This window comes from Variovorax multivorans (genome assembly GCF_051216835.1).
Lineage (GTDB): Bacteria > Pseudomonadota > Gammaproteobacteria > Burkholderiales > Burkholderiaceae_C > Variovorax.
This window is the reverse complement of the sequence record NZ_JBPJZL010000007.1, coordinates 533,400-555,951: the sequence shown is the minus strand read 5'-3', so window position 1 is coordinate 555,951 and position 22,552 is coordinate 533,400. Positions and strand designations below refer to the sequence as shown.

20 protein-coding genes and 2 pseudogenes are annotated in these 22,552 nt (G+C 61.8%); 15 read left to right on the top strand and 7 right to left on the bottom strand.

Annotation, left to right across the window (positions count from 1 at the left end; translation table 11 throughout):
* The 4 genes and pseudogenes from ACSFCA_RS21615 to ACSFCA_RS21600 form a co-directional block, all read left to right on the top strand.
* Positions 1-433: pseudogene (locus tag ACSFCA_RS21615) on the top strand (mammalian cell entry protein); the annotation flags it as partial.
* On the top strand, positions 430-624 hold the full coding sequence (locus ACSFCA_RS21610) for a hypothetical protein (protein WP_435460542.1): 195 nt from the start codon (positions 430-432) through the stop codon (positions 622-624). The pseudogene ACSFCA_RS21615 and the gene ACSFCA_RS21610, both read left to right, overlap by 4 nt.
* Positions 624-944: a response regulator gene (locus ACSFCA_RS21605; protein WP_435460543.1), complete on the top strand. Its 321-nt coding sequence runs from the start codon at positions 624-626 to the stop codon at positions 942-944. The genes ACSFCA_RS21610 and ACSFCA_RS21605 overlap by 1 nt, the downstream gene beginning before the upstream one ends.
* Positions 929-1,300 (top strand): winged helix-turn-helix domain-containing protein, encoded by a 372-nt coding sequence (locus tag ACSFCA_RS21600; RefSeq protein WP_435460544.1) that lies wholly within the window; start codon positions 929-931, stop codon positions 1,298-1,300. Before ACSFCA_RS21605 ends, ACSFCA_RS21600 begins: the two co-directional genes overlap by 16 nt.
* 649 nt (positions 1,301-1,949) lie before the next feature.
* Here the strand turns inward: ACSFCA_RS21600 and ACSFCA_RS21595 are convergent.
* Positions 1,950-2,744, bottom strand: coding sequence for a helix-turn-helix transcriptional regulator (locus tag ACSFCA_RS21595; protein ID WP_435460545.1), 795 nt, complete (start codon positions 2,742-2,744; stop codon positions 1,950-1,952).
* Positions 2,745-2,815: 71 nt separating this feature from the next.
* Between ACSFCA_RS21595 and ACSFCA_RS21590 the strand changes: the two genes are divergently transcribed.
* Both ACSFCA_RS21590 and ACSFCA_RS21585 read left to right on the top strand, forming a co-directional pair.
* Complete coding sequence (locus ACSFCA_RS21590) at positions 2,816-3,304, top strand: DUF3237 domain-containing protein (protein ID WP_435460546.1); 489 nt, start codon at positions 2,816-2,818, stop codon at positions 3,302-3,304.
* Positions 3,305-3,355: 51 nt separating this feature from the next.
* Positions 3,356-4,372, top strand: a complete 1,017-nt coding sequence (locus ACSFCA_RS21585) for a Bug family tripartite tricarboxylate transporter substrate binding protein (RefSeq protein ID WP_435460547.1) — start codon at positions 3,356-3,358, stop codon at positions 4,370-4,372.
* Positions 4,373-4,811: 439 nt separating this feature from the next.
* Here the strand turns inward: ACSFCA_RS21585 and ACSFCA_RS21580 are convergent, their stop codons facing one another.
* Complete coding sequence (locus ACSFCA_RS21580) at positions 4,812-5,711, bottom strand: LysR family transcriptional regulator (protein WP_435477368.1); 900 nt, start codon at positions 5,709-5,711, stop codon at positions 4,812-4,814.
* A gap of 190 nt (positions 5,712-5,901) precedes the next feature.
* Positions 5,902-7,206, bottom strand: a complete 1,305-nt coding sequence (locus ACSFCA_RS21575) for a hypothetical protein (RefSeq protein ID WP_435460549.1) — start codon at positions 7,204-7,206, stop codon at positions 5,902-5,904.
* A gap of 1,505 nt (positions 7,207-8,711) precedes the next feature.
* On the opposite strand from ACSFCA_RS21575, the gene ACSFCA_RS21570 reads away from it, so the two are divergent.
* A complete protein-coding gene (locus ACSFCA_RS21570; protein WP_435460550.1) occupies positions 8,712-10,166 on the top strand; it encodes an APC family permease in 1,455 nt (484 codons plus the stop codon).
* Between the two features lie 47 nt (positions 10,167-10,213).
* Positions 10,214-11,563, top strand: coding sequence for an aminotransferase class III-fold pyridoxal phosphate-dependent enzyme (locus ACSFCA_RS21565; RefSeq protein WP_435460551.1), 1,350 nt, complete (start codon positions 10,214-10,216; stop codon positions 11,561-11,563).
* Between the two features lie 38 nt (positions 11,564-11,601).
* Here ACSFCA_RS21565 and ACSFCA_RS21560 read toward each other — a convergent pair whose 3' ends face one another.
* Positions 11,602-12,618 (bottom strand): helix-turn-helix domain-containing protein, encoded by a 1,017-nt coding sequence (locus tag ACSFCA_RS21560; protein ID WP_435460552.1) that lies wholly within the window; start codon positions 12,616-12,618, stop codon positions 11,602-11,604.
* 226 nt (positions 12,619-12,844) lie between these two features.
* Here ACSFCA_RS21560 and ACSFCA_RS21555 point away from each other — a divergent pair, with 226 nt between their 5' ends.
* A complete protein-coding gene (locus tag ACSFCA_RS21555) occupies positions 12,845-14,284 on the top strand; it encodes an aldehyde dehydrogenase family protein (RefSeq protein WP_435460910.1) in 1,440 nt (479 codons plus the stop codon).
* A 114-nt stretch (positions 14,285-14,398) separates the two neighbouring features.
* Here the strand turns inward: ACSFCA_RS21555 and ACSFCA_RS21550 are convergent, their stop codons facing one another.
* On the bottom strand, positions 14,399-14,806 hold the full coding sequence (locus tag ACSFCA_RS21550) for a winged helix-turn-helix transcriptional regulator (protein WP_435460553.1): 408 nt from the start codon (positions 14,804-14,806) through the stop codon (positions 14,399-14,401).
* Positions 14,807-14,864: 58 nt separating this feature from the next.
* Between ACSFCA_RS21550 and ACSFCA_RS21545 the strand changes: the two genes are divergently transcribed.
* The 6 genes and pseudogenes from ACSFCA_RS21545 to tnpC all read left to right on the top strand — a co-directional run bounded on the left by ACSFCA_RS21545 (position 14,865) and on the right by tnpC (position 20,238).
* On the top strand, positions 14,865-15,230 hold the full coding sequence (locus ACSFCA_RS21545; protein WP_435460554.1) for a YybH family protein: 366 nt from the start codon (positions 14,865-14,867) through the stop codon (positions 15,228-15,230).
* 126 nt (positions 15,231-15,356) lie between these two features.
* Complete coding sequence (locus tag ACSFCA_RS21540; protein ID WP_435460555.1) at positions 15,357-16,451, top strand: Bug family tripartite tricarboxylate transporter substrate binding protein; 1,095 nt, start codon at positions 15,357-15,359, stop codon at positions 16,449-16,451.
* Between the two features lie 114 nt (positions 16,452-16,565).
* Positions 16,566-17,516, top strand: a complete 951-nt coding sequence (locus ACSFCA_RS21535) for a Bug family tripartite tricarboxylate transporter substrate binding protein (RefSeq protein ID WP_435460556.1) — start codon at positions 16,566-16,568, stop codon at positions 17,514-17,516.
* A 284-nt stretch (positions 17,517-17,800) separates the two neighbouring features.
* Complete coding sequence (locus tag ACSFCA_RS21530; protein ID WP_435460557.1) at positions 17,801-18,328, top strand: transposase; 528 nt, start codon at positions 17,801-17,803, stop codon at positions 18,326-18,328.
* Entirely contained in the window at positions 18,304-18,654 is a 351-nt protein-coding gene (gene tnpB, locus ACSFCA_RS21525) for an IS66 family insertion sequence element accessory protein TnpB (RefSeq protein WP_101488468.1), read from the top strand. Before ACSFCA_RS21530 ends, tnpB begins: the two co-directional genes overlap by 25 nt.
* A gap of 17 nt (positions 18,655-18,671) precedes the next feature.
* Positions 18,672-20,238: pseudogene (tnpC, locus tag ACSFCA_RS21520) on the top strand (IS66 family transposase).
* 404 nt (positions 20,239-20,642) lie between these two features.
* Here tnpC and ACSFCA_RS21515 read toward each other — a convergent pair.
* Complete coding sequence (locus tag ACSFCA_RS21515; RefSeq protein WP_435460558.1) at positions 20,643-21,743, bottom strand: ATP-binding protein; 1,101 nt, start codon at positions 21,741-21,743, stop codon at positions 20,643-20,645.
* On the bottom strand, positions 21,743-22,432 hold the full coding sequence (locus ACSFCA_RS21510) for a response regulator (protein ID WP_435460559.1): 690 nt from the start codon (positions 22,430-22,432) through the stop codon (positions 21,743-21,745). The genes ACSFCA_RS21515 and ACSFCA_RS21510 overlap by 1 nt, the downstream gene beginning before the upstream one ends.
* Positions 22,433-22,552 lie beyond the last annotated feature (120 nt).

Sequence of the window (22,552 nt, the reverse complement as noted above, 5' to 3'; positions counted from 1 at the left end):
GAAGGCGCCGGCCGTCACGATCGATGTGACCAGGGAACCGCTCGAGCTGCCGACCATTCCCAACGGCCTCGATACGCTGCAGTCGCAGGTGGAAGAGATCGTGTCCAAGGTCAACAAGGTGCCCTTCGCGCAGATCGGCAACGACCTGCGCACCACGCTCGCGAGCCTCGACAAGACGCTGACCAGCGCCGAGCAACTGACAACGACGCTGAACAACGACGTAGCGCCGGAAGCCATCGCGGCGATGAAGGATGCGCGCAAGACTATGAGCGCGGTCGAACGCACGCTCGCGCAGGACTCGCCGCTGCAGCAGGACGCGCGACAGACGCTGCAGGAGCTCACGCGCGCAGCCGCGTCGGTGCACGTGCTGACCGACTACCTCGAACGCCACCCCGAGTCGCTGCTGCGCGGCAAACCGGACGACAAGAAGTGAAACACCTCTCCAGCTTTCCGATTGCACACGCTGCCGTGCTCGCGCTTGTGGTTGGCGCCTTTCTGATCGACGGCCACGTGAACAGGACCGATCGCCGCTGCACGCTGGCGGCGCCGGATGTTCCGTCGGCGCCGTCTTCGACGCTTCTCGACGTCCAACGGAGAGCGCCGACGGCAAGGAGCGCCTGCTGATGAACATCCTGCTTCTCGGGGCTGAAAATCAAACGCGCAGCAAACTCGGCAGTGCGCTCTGGCGATCCGGCTTTGCAGTCGACGTGGCCGACCCCGGCGATGCCGAATTGCGGCTTTCCACCGGCAAACCGTACGCGTTGATTCTTCTCGACGTTGCACCACCAGAAGCAACCCAGGCGACGATAGGTTCGGTTCGGCGCATGACCAGCGCCCCCTTGCTGGTGCTGACCGGGCGAGGCCAGTTGGCGGACCGCGTCGAAGGACTTGCGCCGGGCGCCATCGAGTACCTGGCCGGGCCTTGCGCATGGACGATTTGCTGACGCGCGCCTGGGCGCTGACATCCCGCGACGAGAGTCCGGACGCCGCATTGCTCCGCCTGGCGGACCTGGCCATCGACCGGAAGCGCGGCAAGGCAATTCGTCAAGGCATGGACCTCCGCCTCAGTGCCACGCTGTTCGAGCTTCTGGATGTGCTGGTGGCTCACAGGGGCCAGGTGATGTCGCGCGCAAGGCTCATCAAGGCTGTCTGGGGATCGGGTGCCAATCATCGGCACGACAACATTGTCACCGTCGCCATCCTGAGACTTCGCCAGAGGCTGGATGATCCGTTCGATCTGAAGCTGATTCACACGGTGCACCGCCAGGGGTACGTCCTGGAGTTCCGCAATGACCGATAGCCTCGCGTGTCAGGCTATGAGCATCATGCAGTCGTATTTCTTCATTCTGATGTCGGAGCGCAATTCGAACGCGAATCTTGCAGGGGCAGCTTGAACTGAACGGTGCGTCCCGTCTCCTGCTGGCCACTTGAGCGTCACGCCCATGGCCGTCAGTGCCTGCACTTGTTGACGCGGGTTACCGCGTCCACATGGCATCCCACACGTGCGAGGATCGTACGCGCCAAGGCAAGGATCGAAATCCGTAGGTGTCGAGAACGCCCCAGTTCAGCACAGGCAGCCCATGCATCCGGGGTATTTGCGTAAGCAATCCCACAGCATTCCCAGTCTGGAGATTGCTACGCCACCCTCGAGATCCTCCAATGAACGGGCGGTCTACGTCGACGCGAACATCGGGGAAGAGTTGAGCGTTGAGATTGAGAAGATGGCACACGCCCTCAGTTCGAAAATACCGTGACGAGTACTGACTCGCAGTCGCTCTAACTTGAACCTGTCAAACAGCCGCACACAGCGAAGACGCCATTCTCTCGCGCCGCGGTGAGTTGCAGTAGGCGCGGAATCTCTCTCATCCACAGCCATGAGATGAAGTTTCAACGGTGCAAGGGTTACCAGAACTCGCCCGATCCGATCGGATGCCGTATTGCCCCTGCAGTCAGCAGGCATTGGGTGACCCATGTTCCGGCAGCATGAGCGCAAACAACTGGTTGCGGAAGTGGATCCCGAGCCGCCCGAAAGCGCGGTTCCTATAGGTCTTGACGGTGGGCAACGCGAGGCCCATGTCCGAGGCGATCCCATCCTGGGTCATGCCGCGCAGCAGCCGCAGGCACACGTTGAGTTCCTGCGCAGTCAGCGCCGGACAGCACGCCAGCAACCGGGCGCCGAGGTCGTCCGCCATGTCGACGTTCGTGAGCGCCACGTGCTTGCGCGCAAGCGCCATCAGCAAGCGCCCGGCGGAGCCGAAGTCGGCCAGTTGCGCATCGCTCAGCGGGCGCTGATGGGTGTGCCTATAGAAATTGACCGCGAACAGCGCGTCGTCGCAAGCAGAAGGCTCCTCTTCAACCACAGACACACGCTCCATCACGCCATGGGCGTCGTACACCTTGGCACGGTGTTCCGGCGGCACCTCCCGCGCAGTGATGTGGCACACACGCAGCTGCGGCGCGCTCGCTTCGCGCAAGGTGTGGTCCCCTTGGATCGGACCCGAGAGGTAAGCGCGCCAACAGTCACGGGTGGTGTCGGGCATGCCCCGGCTGCCGCTCAGAAAGATGGCCGGTCGCGACCCCGTGCGGTAGACCGAGAACGACCCCACCGGCAGGGCCGACGCCATGGCCTTGAGCAGGCAAACGCCAAACGTCGGCTCGCCCAGCGCACGCACCACCACCGGCAGGCATTGCGCCAATGACGCTTCGGCACTCTCGGCGGGCAGATCGGGAATCCAGGTGTGCATGGGGCAATACGGGGAATCCCGTCATCTTCCAGGATGACAGCGTCGCCCCGCCACCGGACTTACGCTAAGGCATGACTTCCACCCTTCAAGAGAACGATCCGCTTGCCGCGCCGCGCCTGACCTGGTTTGCCGATGTATCCGTCGAAGTCGGCGAGCCGCTGGTGCTGGGCGACGGCGCCCAGGGACTACGCCGCGTGGTGCCCATCGTGGGCGGCCATGTCAAGGGCGATGGCTGGAGCGGGCGGGTGCTGCCGGGTGGTGCCGATTTCCAGCGCATCGCAAGCGACACGGTCTCGCAGCTCGACGCCCGCTACGGTCTGGAGACAGATGCCGGCGACCGCATCTACGTGCGCAACCGTGCGATGCGCACCGCGCCTGCCGACGTGATGGCGCAGTTGCTGCGCGGCGCCCCCGTTGACCCGGCGCAGGTCTATTTTCGTTGTGCACCCTCTTTCGAGACGCGCAGCGAGGCTCTGCACTGGATCACCGAGCGCCTGTTCGTCGGGGTCGGCGTGCGCCACCCCGCCCAGGTCGTGATGCGCTTCTTCGCGCTGCAGTGATCCATGGCGCCAGCGCCGCGCCCCCCGTTTCAACACCGACAGGAGACCTCCATGACGACCGCCCAAACCACCGCCACGCGCCGCCGCGCGCTCATCGCCGCCACTGCGCTGGTCGGACCCGGGAGCATGTCCTGGGCGTCCCAGGCGCCCGCCCAGGCGGCCTCCGCCTATCCCAGCCGGCCTGTACGCCTCGTCGTCGGGTTCCCGGCTGGCAGCGGCCCGGACATCGTGGCGCGCCTGCTGGCCCAGAAGCTGTCCGAGGGGTGGGGGAATCTCGGCGCCATCGTCGACAACAAGCCGGGCGCCGGGGGGCTGATCGCCGCGTCGGAAGTGGCCCGTGCACAGCCCGACGGCTACACGCTCATGCTGGGTGAGACAGGCCAATTGGCCATCGCGCCCAGCAGCTACAACAAGCTGCCCTACGACCCGAGGAAGGACTTCGTGCCCGTGAGCCAGGTGGTCACGTCCAACTTCATGCTGGTGATCAACCCCGCGAAGGTGCCGGCGCGTGACATGAAGCAATTCGTGGATTGGAGTCGCGGGCAAAAAGACCTGTTCATGGGCACTTTCGGTGCCGGCACGCCAGGCCACTTCGGTGCCTTCCTGTTCGGCGATGCCGTCGGCCTCAAACCGGAGCCGGTGCACTACAAGACCACCGGCGATGCGCTGGGCGGCTTGTTCAGCGGCGACGTGGCGGGCGCCTTCGCGAGTGTGGGTCTGACTGCCGCCAACGTGAAAGCGGGCAAACTGCTGGCGCTGGCCTCCAGCGGGGATACGCGCAGCGCCAGTCTGCCCGACGTCCCGACCTTCCGCGAACAGGGCTACCCACAGTTGGCCTTTAACTCGTGGTTCGGCATCGTCGCGCCAGCCCGCACACCGCCCGAGGTCATCGCTCGGCTGGAGACCGACATCCGTAAGGCCGTGCAGTCGGCCGAAGGCAAGGCGAAACTGGAGGATGCGGGCTTCGGCGTCACGGGCACCACGTCCCAGGAATTCACTCGCGTGATCGCTGCCGACACTGCGAGCTGGGGCAAGGTGGTCGCTGCCACCGGCTTCAAGGCGGATTGAGCCATGGACGGGCGCGCCTCCGATGCACCGGTGCTGGCGGCATGTGCCGTCCTGGCATCGGGTCGGGCCGTGCCTGATAATCGAACGCATACGCCATCCACTGCGTCGTAGCCCCCCCCCGAGCGTGACGCTCAGCACCACCATGATTTGTCCGAACAGCTGGCGCTTGCTCCTCTCGGTATAGACCACTTCCGCGTTCTTTTTACGCGCGTACCGATCTGGCACCGCTCCTTTGAGTCTGAAATCGACGCTCAGCAGCGCGCACACTCATCGGAGCTTGGCGTGGCGCATGCAGGCGGACGTGTAGTGGCTTCAGGCTTGGCAGAAGCTGCGCGCGAAGGATCGCGGCCCCGTCAGGCGGCGATCAGCATCCCAAGAGATGCGAGGCCTGTCTATGGCCGGTGGCGCGAGGCAGGACCGCGCCGCGCACGAATAGCAATCAGTGCAAGGTTTTGGTGTGAACGAGAAAGCGTCGCAGCGCGTCTTTCAAGCCGCGCACCTGGCGCTTGTGCAGCACGTATGTCGTGATACCGATGTCCTCAGCCAGCGGCATGGCTACCACGTCAGTGCGACACAGGGTCTCCATGTGCCCTGCGTCAGCCACCCCAACACCCAAGCCAGCCGCGACACGGGTGACGTAGCCCGCCAGAGTGCAAGCTTCGCCGGCGATGACGGGTCTCGGCGCATACTGCTGGCGCATGGCATCCATCTGCTTGCGCAGCCCCGGAAGATGGCCGAGGTGGCAGGCAATAATGGGGAAGGCGAGAAGTTCGGACACTGACAGTACGTCGCGTGTTGTCAGTTCGTGATCCGGCGAGAGAAGCGCCACCAGCGGATAGGTCCAAGCCATTTCCCGAACAATAGTCTCGTCGTCTGGCACTCCGAAAGAGAAACCAACATCCACCTCCTCGCGTCGCAGCGCGGCCAATAACTCGATCGCACGCATCTCCGTGACTTCCAGCGGGATGTCGGGTGCCAGTACACGCCAGCGGACGAGGCATTCGGAAAGCCGGGGCTGAGCGATACCGTCGGCCACGCCGACGCGAAGCGGCTCTCGATAGCGGGCATCTGTTTCGCGCACCACGCGATTGATGCGCCGCAGCCGGACAAAGAGGCCGTGAGCCTGTTCCAGCAGCTTGGCACCGGCAGGCGTTAGCTGTAGCTTCCGCGACGATCGCACGAACAGCACGACGCCAAGCTTGTCTTCTAGGTCGCGGATGGTGCGTGAAAGCGGCGTTTGGTCGACGTGCACGCGCTCTGAGGCGCGGCGAAAGTTCAGCTCCTCTGCGACGGCGACGAAGTAGCGTAAGTGGCGCAATTCGATCATCTTCGCGGTCAATATGGAAATGAGAATACGTTTCAGGCTGCAGTTGCACGCGATTTAAAGCAACACATCAAGGCGCCCGTCCGAACGCATCATCCCGGTGCCGAGCGAGGACTCAGTCGCCGCTCGATCACGTTCGCCCCCTGAAGCAAGGCGCTTATGCCGGAGCCTCACAAGGCGTTGATTCGAACGGTCGCAATCCGGTTCAGAACGGCACGATGAGCAGCAGCTGTGCGTACACATTGGTGCCCTTGCCACTCTGCGTGCCACCGTTGCCCGCATGTGCGCTCGGCCTGTAGATGCCGATCAGCGGCGACACAATCAGGTGCTTGTGCGCGGCCCATTCGACGTACAGATCGAGTTCGCGCCCGTCGCGATTGAGCAATGCACGGTCGTGCAGCGTCTTGAAGTCGAAAAAGAGAGCACCCACTGTCACTGTTTCGATAGGCTTAGCGGTCAGCGCGACGTGATGGATGCGCGTATTGGTGTTAAAGGGACCGGCATAGTTGCTCGCCACCTCCCCTTGCAGCCAGCCCATGTAGCCGCCTGTGAAGAGCGAATCCCAGTTCTTTCCATAGCGAACATGCCGATAGGTGAGTTTGGGCGACCATGACACATCGGGAAACTCATAGCTCGCCTGGACATGCCAGGCAGTATCCGTCCCCGAGCTCTTGCGCTGGCTTGCATACTCGAAAGCGAAATCCGCATTCTGGATGCCTGCGTTGCCTTCGCCGCGTAGGCTATACACGTCCATGCCTTTGCGCAAAGCCTGCGCCGGACTGGCGTAGCGCGCATCCACGTCGAGCCCACGGATGTAGGTCAGGCCTAGAGTGCCTGCAGCACCGGTGTAGTCCAATGTGCCGACAGCCAGTTCCGTCTTTGCCTGGGCGAGGTTGTCCGACCTGAGCCACATCGCACTGCCATGCAAGCCCTGCTGGCCGCCTAGTCGCACCACTGCCGTGCGGGCAAAGGCATGGCGCGCGCCGATGTAGTAGGCCCCGCCCCGGCTCAAGCCTCCGCCGCCCAAGGCATTGCCGGAGTTGAGTCCGTCGTCGGTGATTAGAAAGCCACGGCCAACCTTGATCACTTGACGCCCCGCCGAGAGGTCCACGCCGTCACTGCCCAGCGCCGGGAACAGGTCGCCCGAGCGCCAGCCCAGATAGGCCTCCTCCATGTTGGTCCGGCGTTCGCTGCCATCCGTCATGCCGCCGGGATCACCATCGCCCCAGGTGCCCGAACTCACCACGGAGAAGCCTCCATAAGCCGTGCCTGCGCCTAGCCGGCCCGTCTGTCCGCTCAGGCCATACTTTGCGAAACCCTCTCGCCAGTGGGAGCCTCCAGAAGCGCCGTCGTAGTTGTACCGGCTGCGCATCAGCCCAAAAACCGCCGTCACATCGGCGTTCAGTTGCGCATTGCCCTCGTTGTATAGCTCATAGGCACCGGCCGGTACGGCCAGCACGATCGCCGCGGCTGAAGCGATCAAAGACAGGAAACCGTTGGAATGTCGCATGGTGAGGAGACTCTTTGTTGTCAGTGCTTGTGAAAAGCCCGGTGATCATGCCCAGCGGGCTAGCCGCCGGGATGGCGAAGAGGATGATGAAGCCCACGCCGACAGCTTCTTTTCGCAGCGCCGTGGAGCGGCCCCGTTGTGCAAGATCGCACTCATTCATTTCTCCAGTCAGATTTGGTGAGCCGGAGCGATGCTAAGAAGATGCCTTAAGCCGGAGGTAGCCCAAATCGGCAGCTTGTTCCCGATCGCGGGAACGTCGTATGCGCATTTGCCAAAACGGGATACTGGAGTGACTTGAGTGAGCAGGCGTTGCCGGCCCAAAGCCTGTGCAGGCACACGGCGCTAGGGCAGCGATGGCTTGGCCCAGCGGGTAGAAAGTCGGGCGGCGCGTGCCAGGCTCCACCAGTCAACTGCGGTCCATGCGGCAGCGGACGGTGCCATCGGCCCTTCGGCCTGCTGCGACAGTTCGGCCGAGCAGATCGCTCATCTTCCGGTCGAACGTGCATGTCGTTCATTCGCGCTGGGTGATAAGGACCATATTTCCATCCACCAGGAAGGCCGAATCTGCGCGGGCAAAGGACTTGAGTGTCGCTCTGCGCCTGCATGCGGGGTCGCGGCAGTGCGATCAGCACCCGGTGCAGGTGTGAGCTGCGCGGCGCTGCCCGAGACGCTAGCCGACAGCAAGTTCTCGGCCGCATGCGTGGCACGATCACCGTCGCGATGCAGGACAGGAACGGCAAGTTCGAGATCGCAGAGGGGGCACGCTCTTCGTTATGTACGAAGTCGGGGAACTGGGCAGGCTGCGCGCCTGCGGCGTTCTGCAGAGCGGCGATATGCAACGGCCCCGGAAGAACCATCTACCAGAAGGTCGCCGAAGTGCAGTCAAGGGCAACGAACTTGATCTTCAATGTCCCGATAGTATTCGTGTGGAAGAGAAACGGCGGCACAGCGCGGCAGGAAGACCTCCGACACGGGGACGCTGCGGTGGTTGCCGGCAAGGATTCGTCACTAAGGGCATGTTGCCTGTCAATCAGCTTCGATCGACGAGATCGGATCAATCAGTGTCATAGCCAGGCCTCCTGGGCGAATGCACTGTGCGCAGGTAAGAACGAGGGGTTGCGCCTCCCGGTAGCTGCACTGAGCCGACTTTGCTCCTGATCGCCGTACTTGGAGATCGCGCGCCGCGCGTAGCCAAGAGCGTTGAACCGCATCGTCGATGCGCCGTGCTCGCGTCCCTTCAAACGCAGTGGCGCTCCAAGGCCTTCGCAGCGCTTCCCGTTCCATGACGTGGCAAGAACTGCCATTGCCGCTCCCTGCTTCCGGGACCACCCGAAGCCTGCTGCGAACTCGAACTCCTACGCAAGCGTTGCCGATTCGGGCTACCGCGCCGTGCTGCATCGCCCATACAGTCGCCTCTCTGATCTGGCCCGAAGGATCTTCCGATCCAGAGAAATTGCGCTCCCGCATCGTGCAGCCCGATCGAGTCGCCACACTAGGAAAGAATAATGAGTTCCGTTTTGCCAACCGCCAACTCGACGTCTCTCAGGCGCAATGCGCTGGGTGTCTACTTCATCATCTTCTTCGTGGTCTCGGCGGCAAGCCCACTGAGTGTGATCGCCGGAGGCTTTCCGATCGGGATCATGCTTGGCAACGGCGCAGGCATGCCCGCGCTGCTGCTTGCAGCGCTCGTTGTCCTACTTTGCTTCTCCGTTGGCTATACCACGATGGCCCGCCACGTGACGAACGCCGGGGGCTTCTACGCCTTTTCTGCGGCAGGCCTCGGAGGGCTCGCCGGTGGGGCCGCTGGTGTCTTGGCCATGTTTGCCTACAACATCCTGCAGATCGGCCTCTACGGAATGTTTGGCGCGGTGATGGCTGCCACCGTGGCAGATACTTTCGGCATTCAGGCACCCTGGTGGGTCTATTCGATGCTCGCCATGTTGAGCATCGCGATCCTTGGCTACCGCAACATCGACCTCTCCGCGCGATTGCTTTCGTTCATGGTGATTGCTGAATACTTGGTCATTTTCGCCCTGGATATAGCGATCCTCAAGACCGGTGGCGACAGCGGTATCAACCTCGATTCCTTCAAACCATCGAACGTTTTCAGCGGCACGCCATCGATCGGACTGCTGTTCTGCTTCGCGGCATTCATCGGCTTCGAGGCGACAACGATCTATGGAGAGGAGGCAAGGAATCCCGAACGCACCATCCCGCTGGCCACCTACGTCTCGGTGCTGCTCATCGGTGGGTTCTATGCCCTGACGTTATGGTCGCTGATCATCGGGGTTGGAGCCGACAAGATCGTTCCGCTCCTGCAATCTCTGAAGGACCCGACGACCTTCATTTATGGGGTGTCCGACCATTTCGCCGGACCAAGGCTGACCGCAGCGATCCGGTTTCTGTTCGTCGTCAGTACCTATGCAGGGCTGCTGGCCTTCCACAACGCTGCGGCGCGCTACTTTTACGCCATCGGTCGAGATGGGCTTTTGCTCGCTTGGCTTGGCACAACGCATCGCGTGCATCAGAGCCCACACGCTGGATCAGCAACACAAAGTCTGATTGCTGCGGTCGTCGTCCTGACCTTCGCAGCTTTCGACGCCGATCCGATCTTGCAGCTTTTCTCGTGGCTTTCGAACTTGGCAACGCTCTGCGTGATTCTGCTGATGGCGCTGACTTCGTTGGCAGTTCTTGCGTACTACCACCGTCGTCCGGATCTCGGCAAAAGAATGGGAATCTGGCGTGTACGAATACTGCCGGCCTTTGCAAGCGCTGCGCTCCTGTTTGTCTTATGCATTGCGATGTTGAACTTCGAAGTTCTAACTGGAGCAAGCAAGGCCCTTTCTTATGGACTGTGCTCGATCATCTTGCTGGCTGTGATCACCGGTGTCGTTTGCGCTTCCCGCTTGCGACGGACATCACCACAGCGATTCCTCACCCTCGGCAGCAACAAGATCTGACGTTCAGGCGCTGACGTTGTCGAAAACTTATCAAGGATCACAAAACCATGTACAGAAAATACAAGACTGCCGAGAAGAAGTTCTGGCACCCGATGCGGTCGGCCAATCCGCTCAATACGTCCAGCACCTTGATCATCGCGAGCGGTGATGGCAACTACATCACTGACGTTGACGGGCATCGCATGATCGATGGCGTTGGCGGACTCTGGAACGTCAACGTCGGTCACAACCGCGCCGAGGTCAAGGCGGCGATCGCCAGGCAACTGGACGAGTTGGCCTACTACCAGACCTTCGACGGCATCGCACACCCGCGGGTCTACGATCTGTCGGAACGTTTGACAAGCATGTTCGCCTCAGAAGACATGCAGCGCGTTCTGTTCAGCAGCGGCGGCTCCGACGCCGTCGAAACCGCCCTGAAAATGGCGCGGCAGTACTGGATCACCGAGGGCCATCCCAGCCGCACGAGATTTCTCTCGCTGCGCAGCGGGTATCACGGCGTCCATGTGGGTGGCACCTCCGTCGGTGGCAACGGGGTCTACCACCACAATCATGGCCCACTGCTCGACGGCTGCTACCTCCTCGATACGCCCTGGCTTTATCGCAACCCCTGGGATTGCCGTGACCCGGGCCAGTTGGTCGATCATTGCATCCGCCAGATGGAAGACCAGATCGCCTTTCTCGGCGCAGACACGATTGCAGCCATGATTGCCGAGCCGGTGCAAGGCGCGGGGGGGGTCATCGTTCCCCCAGACACTTACTGGAAACGGCTCAGGGAGGTTTGTGACCGCCACGGTATCCTTCTGATTGCCGACGAGGTCGTCACGGGATTTGGTCGTTCGGGTTCGATGCTGGGCAGTCGCGGCTGGGGGGTCGCACCGGACATTCTGTGTCTTGCCAAAGGGATTTCCGCGGGGTACATCCCTTTGGGCGCGACGATGTTCAACGAACGCGTGGTACGGTCAATCGAGAACGCGTCAGGATTTTCGAGCGTGGTCATGCACGGGTACACCTACAGTGGGCATCCCACTGCATGTGCCGCCTCCCTGGCCGTATTGGACATCGTCGAGAAGGAAGACCTGCCTGGCAATGCCGCCAGCGTGGGAGCGGCCCTGATCGAGAGCCTTCGCCCGCTGAGCGAGCAGTTCGATGTCGTCGGTGAAGTTCGTGGCAAGGGGCTGATGGTCGCGCTCGACCTCGTTGCGGACAAGGAGACTCGCCAGCCCCTCGACCCGCAACTTGGTCAGCCAGCGCGTATCGCGGAGGCAGCCCGCCTTGCCGGCGTATTGGTGCGACCAGTCGGCAACAAGATCATCCTGTCCCCACCGTTGACGCTGACGCTCGAGGAGGCGGGCGTGATCGCACGGGTCCTGCGCGAAGCCATCGCATCGACTCGCTGACGCTTGTCGCATCAGGCGCCCCCCCTGCATGTCACCATTCAAGCGTATTCGCGCAATGAGGCCTTGTCGCTAGGCGACTCGTGATTCCATTCTTTCAGTGCGCCGGTCGCAATGCAGTCGCGCCGGGTCTGTGAGGGCAATTCTCCGAACAACTCTTTGTACTCAGAGGCGAAGTGGCTCAACTGTGTAAAACCCCATCCCGCGGCGGCGTCCGCGATCGTGACCGTGCGCACGTCCGTCGACATCAGCTGTCGACGGACGCCGTTCAGGCGAAGGCAACGGATGTAGTTCACCGGCGTCATGTGCGCCACGCTTCGAAAGCTGTTCTGCAGCGTACGGCGACTGATACGCAGTTGGGTGCAAAGGTCCAGCACATCCGGCTTTCGACCCATGTCGCTCACCGTACGGTTGTGGCACTTCTCGACGATAAAACTGTGCGGCGAGCTGCTCAGCCGATTACGAGGATTGCAGTCTGTGCTCGACAACAACGTCAGAAGAGCATCCAACAGACAGGCCTCCAGTGCCCGTGCGGTGTCGGCACACTCGTACAAGTGCGGCGTCGTGATCGCGTTGCAGAAGACAGCCATCAGAGCGGCGCGAAATTCGCCAAGCTTGCCGGGCTCCACCCGCAGCACCGGCTGCTTGAACACAATGCTCAGCGTATAAGCCGCCCCGACGCGATCGAACATCTGTTCGACTCTGTCAGCGTCGAAAGTCAGGACCAGCATGTCTGTGCCTTGCGGCATATGGAACATGAACTCCTCGCCGCCCCGCAACGGAAAGATGCTATTGCCGTCGGTCTCACGCCCTTGCATGCATGCCGTACCCGGCAAAGTGAGCGGAACAGCAAAGCACACCTTGCCACGCGGCGAACCGCCCTGCTGGACGACCCTTTGGTTGATGTACTCCCGAAAGACGTGGAAGGCACCGACGGAGAACTGCATGAGCGAACTGCACAGCGGCCCTGGCGACAGCTGGTTGTACGTCTGTTTCCAATCACGCACCGACGCCGCGTGCAAGTGAATGTCTTTGAACCGATCGATGGACGTCAGCATCTTGCACTCCTTGCGCCATTCCCTTCCGGGCGGCTCCACAGACCCGGGTCCCGATCATCAAATGAGCATTTCATCTTGATACCAAGTAACTTCATCTGAAGATGATTGCAGCTTTTCCCCGGAAAGGAATCCATGCAATCCCTATACGCGCCCGCCCGCTTGGTGCATCGGCGCTCGGCTTCCCCTCAATCCAAGGAGCATCTCTTTGTCCCAATCGAATCCACCCATCCAACTCGTAGAGAATTTTGTCGATGGCCAGCTTACGAGCGCGCAGGACGACGCACGCTTTGACAAGCTGGCACCCGCCACCGGTGCACTCCTCGCGCGGGTAGCAAACTCCACCGTTCAAGATGTAAGTGCGGCGGTCGAGGCGGCCGCCAGGGCCTTCGAACATGTCTGGCGAGACACGCCGGGTGCGCAGCGGGCACGCCTTCTGCAGCGCTTGGCAGACCTGCTGGAGCGTGACGCACACCTGTTCGTCCACATCTTGGCCGAAGAGCAAGGACGTCCCAAACATGAGATGGCGATGATGGACCTGCCCATGTGCGCCGACACGCTGCGTTATTTCGCCGGCTGGGCCGACAAGCTCGAGGGACGCCTGATCCCCACGAGCGGCTTCATGGGCAGGGCAACCTTGAACTATTCCAGTCGCACTCCGATCGGCGTGGCGGCATTGATCATTCCGTGGAATGCGCCACTGATGATCTGCATCTGGAAGCTCGCGCCTGCGCTTGCAGCAGGATGTAGTGTTGTCATCAAGACGCCGGAGGATGCACCCCTCGCAATATCGAGACTGGCGAGCCTGTTAAACGAGGCGGGTTTCCCCGCCGGCGTCGTCAACATCATCAATGGCGGTGCGGTCGCCGGCGAAGCGCTTGTCGGCCACCCTCTGGTACGCAAAATCAGCTTTACCGGCAGTACCGGGGTCGGTCGCACCATTGCGATACAGGCGGCGACGACTTTCAAGCGCGTCACTCTGGAACTCGGTGGAAAGGCCGCGCAACTCGTCTTCGCCGACGCAGACATCGATCAAGCAGTCATGGGCGTGACTATGGGACTGTTCGTCAATCAGGGGCAGACCTGCGCGGCGGGCTCACGCGTCCTGGTACATCGATCCATCCTAACGCGATTCGAGCAGGCCCTCACAAATGCAGCCAAATCGATGCGGCTTGGGCCCCCCTCTGAACCAGGAATGCAGATGGGTGCGCTGATCAATCACCGTCATATGGAGAGAGTCCGCAGCTACATTGCACTTGGCATGTCAGAAGGCGCTGTGATGCTCGCGGGCGACGAGCCCTTGCCGGCCGAAGGCTATTTCGTTCGGCCGACGGTTTTCTCGAATGTACGCAATGACATGCGTATCGCACAGGAGGAGATCTTTGGGCCGGTTGGCATGCTTATCCCGTTCGACAGCGAACAAGAAGCGATCCGACTATGCAACCAGAGCAACTTCGGATTGTCGGCGTCCATCTGGACTCAGGACCTGTCCACGGCGCACCGCGTGGCCGCCCGACTCGACGTGGGAGCCGTGGCGATCAACTGCTGGAGCCCATTGGACGCACGGCTGCCGTGGGGAGGCTTGAAGGATAGCGGCCTTGGCCGGGATCTCTCAAGCAAGGCGCTAGACGCGTACTTGGAGGAAAAGGCCGTTACGGTCGCGTTGTAGGGTCCGAGACTCAGCATGATTGGTACGTCCAGTCCTAGGCCGTCTCGGAGATCCGAAGCGATGACACTTAGTTTGCGCGCAAATGTTCGGTGAGATGCGACTCGAGCTTCAGCTCTATGGGGCAGTGCGCTTGGCATCCGCCCAGATCGCCAATTGATCGAGTATCAGCAACAAGTCGCTCCCCTCGCTGGTCAACGCGTAGCTGACCCGCGTGGGGAATCCAGCAATCCTGCTCCGAGAGATCAGGCCCTGTGCCGTCAACGCGATCAACCGCTCGACGAGCGCCTTCGGTCGGATTCCCGGCAAGCGGAGGATCAACTCTGAGTGATGGAGTGCGCCATCACCCAAATGCCACAAGATAACTGCGTTCCAGCGGTGCCCGAGAAATCCGAGCCACTGCTCGACAGGGCAGGCTGTGGCGTGAACGACTGACGTTACTTGCCCTTCCCTGCGCGGACCGCCCGACGTGTCATGGTGCGCTGCACCTTTCCGTTTGGAGATCTTCGAAGATGTCGGTTCCACTATTCCATCCCCGTAGAGAAAAAGGATTCAAATGCCGCGAATCTCAGACCCGCAAACGATGAATGAAACCTTCGGCGCACTGTTCAACGCGCGCGATTTGGAAGGCCTCCTCAGCCTGTACGAGCCGCAGGCCATGCACCAGAACACCGTCACCGGCGAAGCCGATGACGGAATCCTTGCTATTGAGCGATCACTTCGCGAACTCCTCAAGATCCAGGGCACGATGGAATCAGTGAACAATTTCACTCTGGCGGCGTCCGGCCTAGCTCTGCTGCGCGCCGATTGGCGCATTCTCGACAACAACAACGGAACCGTCCTGGCCGAAGGCTCTTCAGCCGAGGTTCTTCGGCAGCAGGCAGATGGTAGTTGGTTGTACTTGATCGACCACGCCGTTGGGTCGAGCATGCCCAGAGTCGACCAGTAACAGCTCGCTCGAACCTTCGCCGGTGCTGGATAACGTTACCTGCCGATCGGCAACCCTTGCCATCCATCGTGATATATCTTATCATATATCTTTTGCCGTGACATCCCCCATCACACCGAGGCTTTCGTGTTCACCACCGCTGTCGCCCAACGTCGCCGCACCTTTATTGAAGAGGATCGATCTACCGCATCGCGGCGCGGCGTCATGAACCTCGATAAGTCCCACGTGCGTCAGATTGGAGCGCAAATGCAGCGCGTGGTCCGGCAATGGCTCAGCGGCCTCGTCCTCATCGCTCTGGTGATTCCGCTTGCATCCACGGCGCAAGGTCCAGCTAAGACTGCGATCACAATCATCGTGCCCTTTGCCCCGGGAGGAACGAGCGACGCGCTCGCCAGGGCCTTGGCCGAGCCGGTCCACCGTGCGATGAATCAACCTGTCATCGTAGACAACCGCGCGGGAGCAAGCACGACGATCGGGACACAGGCAGTCTTTGCCGCGCCTGCCAGCGGGCAGACCTTGGTGATGAACACTGCGAGTTCTGTCATCAATCCGCATCTGATGCCTCGTCTCGCGTACGACATCCACAAGGATTTCGCTCCGGTGACCCTGCTCGCGTCGAACCCCCACATTCTTGTTGTTCGTCCGAACCTATCCGTGCAGGATCTGAACGGTTTCATCGCCTGGGCGCGCGCGAAGAACGGCGCGGCCAGCTATGCGTCCTTCGGCAATGGATCATCCGGTCATCTCGGATTCGAGTTGTTCAAGAAGGCGGCTCAACTCAACATGCTGCACGTGCCGTACAAGGGCGTCGCTCCGGCAACGAACGATCTGCTCGGTGGTCAAGTTGATGCCATGTTGACGGACCTCGCGCAAGTCGTTCCATTGATCCGCGCTGGAAAACTGAAGGCCATCGCGGTTGCTAGCGAGGGCAGGACACCCCTTCTGGAGGAGGTACCGACGTTTACGGAAGCGGGCTTACCAGGCTTCACGTCCAAATCCTGGTTCGGGCTGCTCGTACGCGCCGGCACACCGCCCGATGCAGTGGCGAGGCTCAACGCAGTGTTCGTGAGCGCGCTGCACGAGCCAGCGGTCCGGCTCAAGCTGGCAGAAGCCGGCATGGAGCCAATTGGCTCGAGCAGCACCGAGTTCGCAGCCTTCATGGCTGCCGAATCACAAAGATATGCGGAGGCCGTGAAATTCTCGGGTGCCAAACTAGATTGAACGCACCGCGCGCGCGCCAGACCTCCCAAATCCTCTGATACTTCCATGCCCGAAAACACAGTCTCTGCCTTCCCCTCGCCCTTCACACGTCGGCAGCTTGTCCTAGGACTGGGTGTGAGCGCGTTCACCGCGGCACTGCATGCCCAGCCGAAGTCTGCACTTCCCGCCTTCCCCACCCGAAGCCTCAGGTTGATCGTCAGCTATCCGCCGGGAGGCACCGCGGATTTGTTGGCACGTCTGGTCGCAAATGATCTGTCCAAGCGCTTCTCTCAGCCTGTCGTTGTCGAAAACCGTCCCGGGGCCAATGGCAACATCGGCGCTGATATCGTGGCCAAGAGCGCATCCGACGGACACACATTGCTCATCACTGCGCCCGGTCCACTTGCCGTCAATGCGAGTTTGTATGCCTCGCTTCCCTTCGACCCCGCGAAGGCCTTCGCACCGATCATTCGGGTAGCAGTCGCCCCATTGCTGCTCGTGGTTCCGTCAGCCCTTCCGATCCACAACCTTGCCGAACTGTTGGCGTATGCCAAGGCCCATCCGACGGCGATTTCGTATGGTTCCCAGGGGAATGGATCCAGTGGTCATCTGGCCATGGAGTTGCTCAAATCTCGAACCGGACTGTCGGCGGTACACGTGCCTTACAAGGGCAGCACGCCTGCGCTCAACGATCTGCTCGCCGGTCATGTCACGATGATGTTCGACAACATCTCGTCGAGCTATCCGCACGTGCAGAGCGGCGCGCTACGCGCACTCGCCGTCGCGGAAACGAAGCGCGTCGGCAGTATGCCGGGCATCCCGACCATTTCTGAGTCTGGCGTGCAGGGCTTTGAAGCGACCCCTTGGTTTGGCCTCGTCACGACGGCGGGAACTCCGGCCAGCGTTGTGAACGAGATCTACCGTGCGGTCAAAGACATTCTCGACGCGCCAGCGACGCAGGCTCGGTTCGCGCAGATGGGTGTGGAACGAGCGAGCGAATCGCCAGACGCATTTGCCCGACTTATTCAAACTGAAACGATCAGATGGCGCGATGTGGTACAGCGCTCGGGGGCACGGGCGGAATGACTTCCTTCCACCAGACCGGGGCGTTGCCTGCTGTGCACCATGTCGAGAGAGAGAGAGAAGAGCTGAGCGCTAAACCCGCCTTGTCTTGAGTGATCGAGATGAGCCACACGGCAGCATCCTCCTCGCTCGATACTCTCATTGTTGTTTGCTGCCGTGAGTCCACGGTGGGATGACTGCCTCTTGGTCACCGGCGTGATGTAAGCCGTCAATTAACCACGCCCTTGTTCAGGGAGCGATGAGCTGTGAGGCTACGTGCCCATGTATAGCAACATGGACACGTAGACATGACAGAGCAGTACGCAGAGTTGCGAGGCCGGTTGGTTGTGGGGCGTAAGAGTGACGGTCGCGGCGTCTACGACGAAGCCGCCAAGAGGGAGTTGATCGTTGCGTGCCTCAAGCAAGGAGTGTCGGTGGCACGAATGGCGATGGAGCACGGTGTCAACACGAACCTGCTGAGGACGTGGATCGCGGCTTACCAGCGGCGAAGCGCCCAGGTGCCAGCGGGCGACATCGCGCGAATGCAAGATGCGGCATTCGTTGCCGTGCGCGTAGAGGGTGAACAAGATCAGCCTCAGCGAATGCCTCAGCGCGAGTGTGCGGTGGCGGCGCCCGCGATGGCCCATGCACCTGCTACGGCAGTGGCGGTGATCCCGAATGAGAACTCCTTGACGGCACCGACCCCGATGGTCGGGTTGCAGGTGCGCCTGCCCAACGGCGTGCAGCTCGATCTAGGCGAGACGAGCTTGCAGCAATTGCCGACGCTGGTGCAGATGTTGAGCCGACTTCCATGTTCCGCTTCGACGAAGGGCTGAAGGTCTACCTGCACCGCGAGCCGGTGGACTTCCGGTTGAACATCAACGGCCTGGCCGTGCTGGTGGAGCAGGCGCTGGGCCTGGACCCGTTCGCCTCGTGCGCGTACGTGTTCAGCAACCGCCGGCGCGACCGGGTGAAGATCCTGGGTTGGGAGCGCAACGGCTTCTGGCTGTTGCTCAAGCGGCTGGAGAAGGACAGGTTCATCTGGCCCTCGGCCGATGCGGTTCCCACGCTGACGGCCGAACAGCTGCACTGGTTGCTGGAGGGCATCGACATCGCGGTGGTGCAACGCCACTCGCGCCTGCGCTACTCCAGCGTGGCCTGAAGGAACAATGATGGCGCATGCCGATCCAAGCGGGCGTGTCGTCGCCCGCCACCATCACCGCTGAAGAACTCGCCGCGCTCATCGCCGAGCGCGATGCGCTGGCCGGCGCGCTTCGAGTAGCGACCACCGAGCGGGACCTCGCACTGGAGCGGCTGAAGGCGCTGCAGCGCCAGCTGTTTGCGGCCAAGAGCGAAGCCCGCGGCACCGATCAGAAGGACCTGTTCCTCAACGAGGCCGAGGCGCTCGCGCCCACAGATCAGACGCCGCAAGCCGAGACCGACGAAGAGGAGTCGACACCGGTCGCGGGCCATCAACGCAAGAAACGCGGACGCAAGCCGCTGGACCCTGCGCTGCCGCGCGAGATCGTGCGCCACGAACTGCCCGAGGCCGAGCGTGTGTGCGCGCATGACGGGCACGCGCTGGTGGAGATCGGCGCCGAGGTCAGCGAGCAGATGGATGTCATCCCCGAACAGGTGCGCGTGCTGCAGCACCACCGCATCAAGTACGCCTGTCCCTGCTGCGATCAGAGCCTGAAGGTTGCACCGACGCCGGCGCGCATCATCCCGCGCGGGCTGCTCACCGAGCAGGCCCAGGCCTGGGTCATCACCGGCAAGTACCAGTTCGGCATGCCGCTGTACCGAACGGCCGTATTGCTGCGCCGCTTCGGTGGCGACATCGCGAGCAATACGCTGGCTTCCGGCATCGTGCGCATCGGCCAGGCTGTACAGCCGGTCATCAACCTGCTGCGCGACCACTTGCTGGACTCGGACCTGATCTACGGCGACGAGACCACGGTTCAGGTGCTCAAGGAACCGGGACGCAAGGCGCAGACCAAGAACTACATGTGGGCGCAAATGAACGGCACCGGTGCGGCTGTTCGCCTATGCGCCAGGACGTGGCGCCGTGCACGCCGAGAAGCTGTATGCCGGCATCCGCCCCGGCACCACGCTCATGAGCGACGGCTACGAGGTCTACAACGGCATTGCGAGGGCCGGCAGCCTCACGCATCTCGGGTGCTGGGTTCACGCGCGTCGACCGTTCATCAAGGCCGAGGAGGCCATCCCGAAGGCAGCCCGCTCGCCCGATCAGATCGCGCCCCGGTTCGTGCGGCTCATTGGCAAGCTGTACCGCGCAGAAGCACTGGCCAGGGACTGGGCGCCCGCGCGCCGGCTGCGGCTGCGTTCGCGCTACAGCGCCGCAGTCGTGCGCGAGATCGAGCAACTGTTGCTCACGCACCTGCACGCCGTTGCACCATCGAGCTTGCTGGGCGAGGCACTGCACTACCTGCATGGGCAATGGCCCAAACTCGTGCGGTTCGTGGACAACGGCTCCTGGCCGTTGGACTCCAACCCGGTGGAGAACGCGATCCGGCCCTTCGTCGTCGGGCGCAGCTGGTTGTTCGCCGACACCGTGCGCGGTGCCAACGCGAGCGCCAATCTCTATTCGCTGATCGAGACCGCCAAGGCCAACAACATCGAGCCCTATCGGTATCTCGTCGCGCTGTTCAAGAAGCTGCCGCTGGCGCAGACGGTCGACGACTACGAGGCGCTGCTGCCCTGGAACCTTGAACTCGGCGGCGCGTAGGCCGTCCTGCGCGCATCGGCTCTGACACCACGCGCAAGGGCGTGGTTTATTGACTGCTTACGGCGTGATGGACTCGATCAGCGCCACGCTTCTCAGCGCGCCTCGATGTACCTGCGGATCCGCCGCCGCGCAGGCACCGGCGGCCACAGAGATTTCATACCCGCAGTCTGCGGCTCACGTACCGTATTTTCACGACGGAATGGACCGCAACGCCGGGGCGATTGCCGACAGTGTCAAGCGACATCAGGAACTGACCCCCCGGGGGTCAGTTTCTCGTGTCGCCTGACAGACAGCTCCCAATCGGTGCCCGGTCGCAGGGTGTTTGATCTGGGCACGCTGTCCAATGCCGTTGAGCCTGAGCAAAGCGAGAACAGCCGATTTTCAATGAACAGGCTGATCGCCATTCACGGTGGAACCTTGAATGCGCGAAACTGTGCCGGCTTTCCGACCGCGTACGGGAGTTTCATCTCAAAGATGGACCCGCCCACGGGAGATCTTCGATATTGCACTTCGCCTGAGTGAGCCAAGACAATCGCCCGGACAACTGCCAATCCGAGCCCCGATCCCCCGTATTGCCGCAGACGTGACGGCTCATCGCGCATGAAGGGATCGAATGCCTGGCGTGCGAATTCAGGCGCGAGACCCGGGCCTTCGTCTTCTACCCTCAGCACCACATGGCTGGCGGTCGCCTCAAGCTCGACCTTGAGCTTACCGGGTTGGGCATAACGTCGCGCATTGTCGAGAAGCGCCATGAGGGCTTGTCGCAGCCGTGCGCCGTCGCAGCGCAGCACGATGTCCGATTGAGTCACCTCGACCGCCAGGCCGGCCTCAAAGAGTGCAGGGCTCATGGAATCGACCGTGCGCTGAACCTCGGCGCCGACGTGTACCGGTTCGATGCGCATTTCCAGGTGGCCACTGTCCTGCAAGGTGACGATGCGCAAATCGTCAACGAGCCGCGACAAGCCTTCCACTTGAGCCAAGAGGCCGTGGATCAGTTCTTCACTCGGCGGAAAGACGCCATCTTTGACGCCCTGCAATCGGCCCCGCAAGATCGTCAGTGGCGTTCTCAATTCGTGAGCGATGGCCGCATTCCACGAAGCCATGCTCGCGGCCATGTCCTGCAGTTTTGCCGCCATGACGTTGAAGTCATCGACGAGATGGGCCGTTTCACCAAGCGACCTGTCACCGGGGTTTGCCCGGACCGCAAGATCCCCCGCCGCAATACTGCGAGCGCTCTCCGCCAAAGAATTAAGCGGGGTGAGGATGCGCCGAGTCAATCGCAGCGCGATGACCACGGCCGCGATCAATCCCAGCATCAGGAACATCGCAACAATCAGGTAGTCGGGGCCTTGCGGAAGAAAGGTCTCCGGAGGTCCCGGAGGTGGGGGAAGAAACCGGAAAAGCAGCGCGTAGGCGATGAACGAGCCAACAAATCCGATGATTGTCGTGATTGCCGATACAAGACTCATCGACAGCACGATCTGGCGGCTAAGTCGGCCGGACATCAGGCCTCCGTCAGTCGGTAGCCCACACCGCGCGTACCCATCATCATTCCATGCGCTCCGGCCTGGTCGAGCTTCTTGCGTAGGTTGCTGACGTGGCTGTCTACGGTCCGCTCCAGCGCATCACCCCCGGGCAGGCAGGCGTCGACCAGCTCGCTTCGACTGAAAACACGGCTCGGTGATTTGCCCATGTGCGCCAGCAGCCGGAATTCGGTCAGCGTCAAACCAAGAGGGACGTCGCCTGTTTCGTGTATCACGCGCGCCGCATAGCCCTCCAGATCGATTTCTAACCGACCCAACCGGATCACGCTCACGGAAATGACTCCCCCGGCGCGGCGCAACACCGCCTGGGTGCGCGCGACAACTTCCACAGGATTGAAAGGCTTGACGATGTAGTCGTCTGCGCCGAAGCGCAAGCCCTGCAAGCGATCGATGTCCTGGTCCAAGGCGGTAAGCATGATCACCGGCGTGTGGCCGCGCCGACGCAATTCGGCCAGCACAGCCCATCCGTCCATCTTCGGCATCTTGACGTCCAACAACACCAAGTCTGGCTTCAGCACTCGATGAACCTCGATGGCTGTTTGACCGTCGTTGACCCGGTAGGTACGAAAACCCTCCCGCGTCAGATAAGCATCGAGTATCTCGGCGATTTCTGGTTCGTCTTCAGCGATAAGGATGAGCGAGTTGTTCACGGTTGGGCCTCAGTACCAACATTGTCGGACTACGGACGGCGCCGCGTCGAGGTTGGACGACTTGCCTCCACCAACTCTCCACGATTCCCCAACACTTCCTGAGTCCATCCCACCGAGGAT

Excerpts from the sequence above, each read along its gene's own strand:
- ACSFCA_RS21605 (WP_435460543.1), top strand. The coding sequence starts at position 624 with ATGAACATCCTGCTTCTCGGGGCTGAAAATCAAACGCGCAGCAAACTC.
- ACSFCA_RS21600 (WP_435460544.1), top strand. The coding sequence starts at position 929 with ATGGACGATTTGCTGACGCGCGCCTGGGCGCTGACATCCCGCGACGAG.
- ACSFCA_RS21595 (WP_435460545.1), bottom strand. The coding sequence starts at position 2,744 with ATGCACACCTGGATTCCCGATCTGCCCGCCGAGAGTGCCGAAGCGTCA.
- ACSFCA_RS21590 (WP_435460546.1), top strand. The coding sequence starts at position 2,816 with ATGACTTCCACCCTTCAAGAGAACGATCCGCTTGCCGCGCCGCGCCTG.
- ACSFCA_RS21585 (WP_435460547.1), top strand. The coding sequence starts at position 3,356 with ATGACGACCGCCCAAACCACCGCCACGCGCCGCCGCGCGCTCATCGCC.
- ACSFCA_RS21575 (WP_435460549.1), bottom strand. The coding sequence starts at position 7,206 with ATGCGACATTCCAACGGTTTCCTGTCTTTGATCGCTTCAGCCGCGGCG.
- ACSFCA_RS21570 (WP_435460550.1), top strand. The coding sequence starts at position 8,712 with ATGAGTTCCGTTTTGCCAACCGCCAACTCGACGTCTCTCAGGCGCAAT.
- ACSFCA_RS21565 (WP_435460551.1), top strand. The coding sequence starts at position 10,214 with ATGTACAGAAAATACAAGACTGCCGAGAAGAAGTTCTGGCACCCGATG.
- ACSFCA_RS21560 (WP_435460552.1), bottom strand. The coding sequence starts at position 12,618 with ATGCTGACGTCCATCGATCGGTTCAAAGACATTCACTTGCACGCGGCG.
- ACSFCA_RS21545 (WP_435460554.1), top strand. The coding sequence starts at position 14,865 with ATGAATGAAACCTTCGGCGCACTGTTCAACGCGCGCGATTTGGAAGGC.
- ACSFCA_RS21530 (WP_435460557.1), top strand. The coding sequence starts at position 17,801 with ATGACAGAGCAGTACGCAGAGTTGCGAGGCCGGTTGGTTGTGGGGCGT.
- tnpB (WP_101488468.1), top strand. The coding sequence starts at position 18,304 with ATGTTCCGCTTCGACGAAGGGCTGAAGGTCTACCTGCACCGCGAGCCG.
- ACSFCA_RS21515 (WP_435460558.1), bottom strand. The coding sequence starts at position 21,743 with ATGTCCGGCCGACTTAGCCGCCAGATCGTGCTGTCGATGAGTCTTGTA.